The organism is Deltaproteobacteria bacterium (assembly GCA_016930875.1).
Taxonomy (GTDB): Bacteria; Desulfobacterota; Desulfobacteria; order Desulfobacterales.
The window spans coordinates 1-8,554 of the sequence record JAFGFW010000142.1; the positions used below are offsets into that span (position 1 = coordinate 1).

The 8,554-nt window shown below is 50.5% G+C and carries 6 protein-coding genes; all 6 read right to left on the reverse strand.

The features are described from left to right. Positions 1–355, reverse strand: a 355-nt coding sequence (locus JW883_12620) for a hypothetical protein (GenBank protein ID MBN1843107.1), incomplete at its 3' end; no start/stop codon positions are given. Positions 356–604: 249 nt separating this feature from the next. Beyond that, positions 605–1,417 (reverse strand): mechanosensitive ion channel, encoded by an 813-nt coding sequence (locus tag JW883_12625; protein MBN1843108.1) that lies wholly within the window; start codon positions 1,415–1,417, stop codon positions 605–607. A gap of 2,080 nt (positions 1,418–3,497) precedes the next feature. Beyond that, a complete protein-coding gene (locus JW883_12630) occupies positions 3,498–4,346 on the reverse strand; it encodes a mechanosensitive ion channel (GenBank protein MBN1843109.1) in 849 nt (282 codons plus the stop codon). Between the two features lie 30 nt (positions 4,347–4,376). Then, positions 4,377–4,562, reverse strand: coding sequence for a LapA family protein (locus tag JW883_12635; protein MBN1843110.1), 186 nt, complete (start codon positions 4,560–4,562; stop codon positions 4,377–4,379). 124 nt (positions 4,563–4,686) lie between these two features. Further along, entirely contained in the window at positions 4,687–7,305 is a 2,619-nt protein-coding gene (locus tag JW883_12640; protein MBN1843111.1) for an amino acid permease, read from the reverse strand. Between the two features lie 48 nt (positions 7,306–7,353). Further along, positions 7,354–8,418 (reverse strand): magnesium/cobalt transporter CorA, encoded by a 1,065-nt coding sequence (corA, locus tag JW883_12645; protein MBN1843112.1) that lies wholly within the window; start codon positions 8,416–8,418, stop codon positions 7,354–7,356. Between the last annotated feature and the right edge of the window lie 136 nt (positions 8,419–8,554).

Below are 8,554 nucleotides of genomic sequence, written 5' to 3' on the forward strand. Positions count from 1 at the left end.
AGCGAACATACATCCCTGTATCCACCGCCTCCTGTGGATCGTGGGCAATTTCACCTGCCGCGTTGATTCGACCTTGATGGACGTGATAGCTTCGACTGATTGCTTCATGTTGTTTTGGATGACAGGCATAGCAGGCCTCGGGCCCTTTGTAGCCCCCCAGTTGAGCAAAAACCCGTGTGTGCATGTATTCGATACGGACGTCTCTGGCTGAAACTGAAAATGACACTGCGGGCTTTTCCGGAGCGGGAACCTGGCGAGCCGGCGCGCACGTTGTGAGTACAATAAGCAAACAAGGCAGGGTACGGCACAAGAAGAGATGCCGGACACCTCTGAAAACTGTCTGTAATGTCTCCATTGAATACCTCCTTTCTATGTCTATGGGCTCCCCAAATACACTAAAAACCCGTCCCAACAATGATTTGCCAACAGGCACACGGAGGGTTTCGCCTGTGTCCATGATTTCAGAGCCCCTGCCAAGACCTTGGGTCGGCGTCAATGCCACACCCCGAAACACTTCAGCATTTCAGTGGGCCTGGACTTCAATAGCCACTCGTCCGTCCCTCCCTGCTTTCAACAGGCTATTGATTAGCGGTAGTCTTCCAATTCAACTCTCGGTTTTTCGGGGTTCTGTTTTTTTCACTGTGGAACGGATGTGAATATCGCGTTGAGGAAATGCGATCTCGATACCTCTTTCGCGAAATAAACGATCAATGGAAAACCGAACATCCGTTTCCACAGCGATAAAGTGATCTATGGTGCTCCATAATCGCAACTGGAAAACCAAAGCACTGTCTCCAAAGTCTTGAAACAAGACATCCGGCTTTGGCTTCTTGAGGATCTTGGGATGCTCTCTGGCAATCTCAAGCAGAGTCTCGCGGACCAACTCCGTGTTAGACCCGTAAGCGACTCCCACGATAATGTTTCGACGCAACCTCTGGTCTTTAAAACTCCAATTGGTTACTTGATTGCTGATCATATCCGAATTAGGGATGATCAATGACGCATTATCATAGGTCTGGACGACTGTCGATCTCACATTGATTTTCGTTACCATGCCCCACATATCATTAATCTGAACCACATCTCCCACTTGCACCGGCCTTTCAAAAAGGAGGATGAGCCCGCTGACAAAATTGTTGAAGATGTTTTGTAAACCGAAACCGAGCCCAATGCTGAGGGCACCAAAAGCAACGGCGATGGAGGTGGCGCTGAGGCCCATGACGTTCAGGGACAAAAGGATACCGAGGCCCCAACAAAGATAGATAATCACGGTTGTAATGGACTCTCGCACGCCCAGCTCAAGGCCACTGTCCGTAAGAATGCGCTCCCCCAGGAAGCGGCGCAATACCCGTGCAGCCGCGTGGGTGCACAACAGGATGATGCCGGCATAGACAAAACCGACCAACCTCAAATTCATGTTGCCTATTTGAATGGGATGACTCAATAGGCGAACAAGCCCGACAACGATAGCCTGCGTTCCTCCCCAAGAAAATACAAGACATAAAAGAAATGCACCTGCCCACACCAACCACAACAGCTTCAAAAACAGCCATTTAATTGGTGAAGCCTTTTCAATAGCGTCGCTCTTTTCACCCTTTGGAACTCTCGTCAGGGGAACATTCCATTCACGGAGGGAGAAAAACAATAGGCACGCCCACATAAGTACCACAATACTCCGACCCCACGACATGTAACAGTGGAGGGCAAGTTTGCCGTATCCGGCGAATTCCAGTAGTACTCCGCCGCCGGCGATCGTGTAACCCAGTCCAACAACCAAAGGGACAACAATAAGGAGACGTCGGGATTTCATGTTGGGGAAGTTAACAGACGTCAGACGGAAGGCCTTCAAAAAAGACACAGTCCACACAAAGAGAACCAGTTCAAAAAAAACCCGCGACAAAAAGAGGACGCTGCTCTCCCCGATCATCCAAAAGATAATGATATAGGCTATGGCGAAGGCCCTGACGCCATGAATTAAGACACGCAAGCGGAATTGCAGGCGTTGCGAAACGGACAACCCGTCTCCGTTGAACCATACTTTAAGCGAGTCCAATGCCCATCGGCAAAGCAATAAGACCAATAGTGCGTGGACAACCGTTCGGATGAGAGGAACGCCTGAATAGACGAGGCGCACACGAGCATAACTATACAAAAATGCCGTCACACCCATGAGAGGCAATGAACGTTGTATGAGTCTCAAGGTGTGAACCGTCCAAGGATGCGAACCCATGCCAGGACGGTTCATGCAGACAGTACAATAATGGCTAACCCGCACAAACAAAATATAGACGAGGAGCAACAGAAACAAAAACATGTAAAAAGAAAACCAACCTGTCACCCATACTGACCGAGCCTGGCCCCTCCAGAAATCGACCGTCGTCAGTAAAGCAGTCTGTTCAATGATACGACTGAAATCATCTTTAATGGATACAAATCCAAGTGAAGCTAATGGACTCACGTTCCGCTTGAAAAGGTCTTGTTTTTTTCGAATCCGGACTTCCTGGTCGAATCGCTCTGTCAAAGTCGACAGTGCCTGTTGGGTTTGCTCCAGCCGGCTTATCCTTTTGGAATAGACGTCCAGCATTTCTGAAATGGTTGTGCGCTGGTTTGAAAGCAACTGGACCAATGCCGCAAATTGCGTGATCCGTGCCTTGGCTGAAACATCCTTAGGTCGTTCCGCCTTCATCTCGGCGAGCTGTTTTTCGTTGAGTGTATACTTCTCCTCAGTCTGAAGCCGAAGCCTATCAATAGCTTCCCGTGTTTCTCGCAGCCTTCCCAGACGGACGGCAATAGCATTCAACGTAGCCTTGTGGTCGTCACTGGCCTTTTCCAAATCCGCCACTTCAGATGTGGGAAGCATCAGCAGGTTGCCGTGTACGGACATCTGCAGCTTATAGGCATCCAGTTCCCTGCTTGACGTTTCTTTCAGAAGCTGCACGGCATCAAGTTGTTCTTTCTGTTGCCGCAAATTTTCCTGTTCGACTTTCATGGTTTGTTCGAAAGACTGGCGGCCGGTCTGGCTCTCCGAGTCGGTTTCGGCTCGAGGGCCGGACGTGCCCTCTTGTGCTGGATAGACGATGGTCGGGTCTCCAATTAAAATAGACAGCAACGCCAGCGTCAACAGAAGGGGCAAAGTGGCGTTCCTCATAGTATGTTTCCGCGCCCTTTGTGTAATCAATTTCATCAAATACATCCTCATTCTACGGAGCGAGTCCATCAAAGGTCATTCCATAAAGGTAGACGTTTGGTTTAGGGAGCAAATAGACATGAGCTAAAAATAACAAATACTGGCGCCCCGAGGTTGCGTCAAGCCAAAAGCCTTGGTCCTTTAGCCTGCCCAGTCTTAGAAACGACCATAGGACACCGTGAGGGGCGCATGGTTGTGCGAAAGAGTGTCCTCTTCCCATATTTTGATGGCAAACAATAAAAGCCTCAACGTTTACGGCTGGTCGATTACTTGCCTTGCCAGGATGCCCCGTGCGGAAGCGCGGTGAGTTTTACTCAACCCGATAAGTCACCGCAACCATCCAGTCTGCGTAGTCCGGATCGATGTCCTTCATCCGGGCGACAATTCTTTGTTTGAAAGCCGTTTCGATCAAGGTGCCCTGCCCGGGCCAAACACGAAATTTGATCCGGGCGTACTGCCAACCGCCGGATTCGGCTCGTCTGACCGCAAAGAGTTCCGGTGATTCCAGGATGATGGCCTTGTGCTGGTGGTAGATCCCCTTAGCCATGTCGTGCAGTTCGGCCGCAGTTTTTTTAGGCTCCTGTCCTTCGGGTATCTGTATATCTACATAGGCACGGATGGCGCCACGGCGAAATCGGCTAATGGTGGTAATATTGCGGTTCGGAACATAAATCTTTTGTCCATAGAAGTTCACCAGTGTCGTAAAACGGAGCCCTATGTTTTCCACCTTTCCGATTTGACCCGAAATCTCCACAAGCTCTTCCACGTTCAAGGCATCGGAAAAAATCAGAGTCAATCCAATGACTACATCCTGGACAGCTCCCTGGAGTCCAAAACCGATAGCCAATCCTATCACCGAAGCACTTGCCAGGTAGGCCGTCAGGGAGACCTTGAACTCCCGCAGGACAAGCCCGACTGCAAAAAAATAAATCACAAAGGTTGCAGCGCTGACAAAGATAGTCGTCAATGTGGCCAACTTGGGGTAACGGCGGGTAAAACTCTCTGCATCTGCCGTATCCGTTTTAAGCTTAAGGGACAGGAGCCACTGACTGAGCCTTTTTAGCCCCCGGACGACGAAGTGGGCTAAGACGGCAAGGACCAAGATGGCAACAATCCGAACCACCGATGGAAGGGAATAGATGAACTCCATTGCTTGCATGACCCGTTCTCCCCTGGATATGCTACCAGCCTATTTTTTTGCAGGCCACCCCAGCAACCAACCCACAATAACACCCACTACAAAGGTCCCCAACAACACCAGTATCCTGGAAGCCTCGGCCTTCCAAAATAGAAGACGCACTTCTACTACCTGCGTGTTTTGAGCAACGAAAATCGCAAAAATCAATCCAATCGCCAGAAGAACCCAACGTTTCATGGTCACCCCCTCTTTTTCACAAAAGATTCATAACGGCTTCACAAAAACCCCATCTGTCCCGACATGTCTATCCTTTGTAATTGTGACGTACTGTTCAAGATTCTGGGAATCAACACTTCGAGTATCAAATGCCCTGTTTTGGCTCCATATTGCTTTTCTCGACGGTTTTTGACTCTCCAGATGTTTGAGACTTTTTTTCATCGCTGGCGGGCATTTCGCCGCAGGTCGCTATAACACGGGCAGCATCTTCTGCTTTGGCCGTGGCCTTGGCTGCTCGTCGGGCAGCCTTAGTCGCTTTTTCCTCAGCCTCCTTGGCGGCGGCCTTCAGTTTTGCCATAGCTTCTTCGTCCGCAGATGCATTTCCTGCCATCTCTATTTCAAGAAGCCTCTCTTGTGCTTCTTCAGCTGCCGCTTTGGCATCTTTCTCCGCCTGTTTGGCCTTCTTATCAAAATCCAATGCGGCATCACGCAGTGTTGCCAACTCCCCGGCCTGTCCTTCTTCCGGTTCCGCCTCAAGGTCAATATCCTCTCCGGCCAATACGGCTGCTGCTATTCTCAGCCGGGGAAGCAGTTCTTGTAACGGCGCCCCAAAAGGACCGATCAGTTGACCCTTTCGAAGGCGGAAAGGAAGAAAAACCAGTGGGGCGTCAGCAGAGTGGGTGACAATGGCCTTGGCGCTTACCGTGGTGACCACTTCCGGCTCGGCCTGAATGCGCACCTCCTCTAGCATCTCTTCAAGGCCATGGACTGTATGCTCTCTTAGATAACTGAAACTTGTCCCCAGAACCCTTATTTTTGCATCCTCCCAGGCCTCATTTCTAGTCATCAAGTATGCCAGCAGAAGCATCAGGCGGCTGGTTGCATCGTCCTGCCACCAGATATCAATCCGACGGTCATGATGAGGCGTGCTTTCCAAAGTCTTCCACGCGATTTCTTTCCCATCGAACAAGATGATGTTACGTCCAAGACGAAAGACCGTATTGAGCTTTTGGCCAAATCCTGCTGCTTGCCAGCCGTCGACTGCAGCAGTATCCAACTGTTCCGGCCAGTTAAGGAGTAAGATATTCGCCTTCAGGGGACCAACCCCATAGGCTTGCACAAAATTGTAAATTCCATCTTGCAGATTGGGCACCACCATGACCTGGGCAAAGGCATTAATCCCGTGACGAGCAACATCTTTTTCAAGTCCCAGTTGCGCCTCCTCTTGGACTTTAAGCATTTTTACACCCGTACCTTCCAGAAACTGGACCACCGTTGTGAGACCGGCGCCACCCTCAAGCCACGAGGCAAAATGCAGCAGTCTGCCCCTGCGCTCTGGATCATCCGATAAAGCCAGCAGTTGAGGGCGCCAATCCCGTGGGTGTTCCGGTACTGCGGATGCAGACAAAAGATGTTCTCGGATGTGTTGGAAGTGATACGACCGCCGGCTGTCAGCCCATCGCGCAGGGCCGGATGTCCGCCGAAGGTATTGGAAAATGCCGAACAAAACGGCTATGGCCACAGCCCCGGCAGCAAGGTTGATAGCAAGCATGGCGCCGAGACAGGTGAGACAACCCAGAAGGCTTAGTCGCATATCAAACCAGCGAAATCGAGGACGGAAGGAGGGGCTTGCCGATCGGGCCTCGTAAAAGGTCGCGTAGTTAAGCAGCCCATAAGAGATAAGGAAAAACATAGATACGACGGGTGCAATCAGGTTCAGCTTGCCCAAGCCGATCGTAGCGAGGGCAATAGTGCCGGAAAGCAACACCCCTCGCCTGGGATTACTGCTCGGACCAGCGCCTTGGGCAAAGGGAAGCAGGAAAGGAAAAATCCGATCCTGTGCCAGTGACTGAAGGATGCGAGGCGCCCCAAGAAAGGAGGCCATGGCAGAGGATAAGGTGGCGCCAATAACACCAGCGTCTATGAGAAATCCGATGCTTGCCACCCGCTTCATGGCCCCATAATCGCCTGTGAGCATTTCACGAGAGGTAGTGCCGGCAAAAAGGATGGCCACCGCGAAATAGACGACGATCGATAGCCCTACTGCTGAAAACGTCCCCAATGGTAGGCTCTTGCCTGGATCCTTCAGGTCGCCGGACATACTCACGCCCTGGGTGAACCCGGTAACCGCGGGGAAAAAGATGGCAAAAAGGACCCAAAATCCGGGGCCGCTTGTGGCCCTGGCCCAGTTTTGGGCAAATATTGCAGCATCCCATTTCCCGGGGGCTCCAGCAAAAAAGGACAAGAGCGCCAGAGCCAGCATACTCATGATGACATATTGAAGCCGGGTGGCCCAATCTGCACCGAGCCAAGAAAAGATGAAAAGGAACAGGACGGCCACCACCGAGATAATCTGGGGCGTTATTTGGATTCCGTCTGGAAGCAAGCCAACCAGCGCTTCACCGAATCCTATGCAGTAGAAGGCAATTGAAACGGACTGGGCGAGGAATAGAACGACCCCTATAGCACCACCAAACTCCGATCCGAGAGTGCGTGAGATAAGATAGTAGTCTCCGCCCTTTTTGACTTTGAGATTTGTCGCAATAGCGGAAAGAGATATGCTGGTAAGAACAGATATGGCATTTGCCAGTCCGATAATGATCAGTGCCCGACTTAGACCCGCACTCCCAACCACGTATCCCAAACGCAAAAACAGAATAATCCCCAGTATGGTTAGAATGCTGGGCGTAAAAACCCCGGCGAATGTTCCCAAGGTGCCGTCCTGGGTTTTTACTTCCTGTTCCGGGAGAATACTCTTTTGCATGTTTCACATGGGAGGTCAGGGAACCCTCGTCACAAAAAAAACTATGATTCAGAGCCACTTCTTTCGCCTAAAATAAAACATCAGCGACACAAAAGTAGCAATCATTACGCCCCAAGCCGCAAAATAGCCCCAGCGCCACTCCAGCTCTGGGATGTATTTGAAGTTCATGCCATATATACCGGCCAAGAACGTTAGCGGAATGAATATGGTAGCAATAATGGTCAGCACTTTCATCACTTCGTTCATCTTATTGCTCACCGTGGAAAGATAGATATCCAGCATGCCCCCCAGGACGTCCCGAAATGACTCTATCGTGTCAATCACTTGGATGGTGTGGTCGTAAACATCCCGTAGATACACCCCGGTGGACTCGCGCACCAGTGGTGACTCTCCCCTAGTCAGACTACCGACGACTTCCCTCAAAGGCCAGATCCGTTTTCGGAGAAGTATCATTTCTTGTTTCATGTTGTGGATGCTCTCCAAGATCTCCGGAGAGGGATTCTCAATCAGATCCTCTTCCAGAAGCTCCATCTTTTCCCCGAAATGCTCCAATATGACAAAGTAGTTGTCCACAAGGGCATCCATGAGGGCGTAGGCAAGATAGTCACATCCGGCCTTTCGGATGCGACCTTTTCCTTTTCTGATTCTTTCTCTTAGCGCATCGAAAACGTCCCCCGGTTGTTCTTGAAAAGACATAAGAAAGGTCGGGCCCAAGATGAGGCTGACTTGTTGTGAATGGACCGCATCCTGTTGTTTATCGAGGTAAAGCATTTTCATAACTACATAGATGTAATGGTCAAAGTCCTCCATTTTGGGTCGCTGCGCCGTGTTCACAGTATCTTCCAGCGTAAGGGGATGAATCTCGAAATGTTTGCCGATCTTTTCTATGAGATCCACCTCGTGAACGCCACTCACATTGATCCACGTTACTGTGGGTTCGTCTTTCAGAGGAAAAACCTCTTCGATATCCTCGATGGTCCTCTCTTGGAACTGATTTTCATCATAATCGATCAGGCTGATGATCACCTTCTCCGTCTTTTTTTCTCCCACATGAACAATGGTTCCCGGAGGAAGGCCGACCTTCTTAGAAGTCTTTTTGATGAATCTGGTCATGGGACGTTCCACCCCCTTGAGTGAATCAGCCACCACCAGTAGAACTGGCGGTATGAGGAAGGCCCCTAAAAGGGGCCTGTACCCTCGTTCATTCTTTTTGACAGGATGAACAGGATCTCAAGGATTTGGTTTTTAA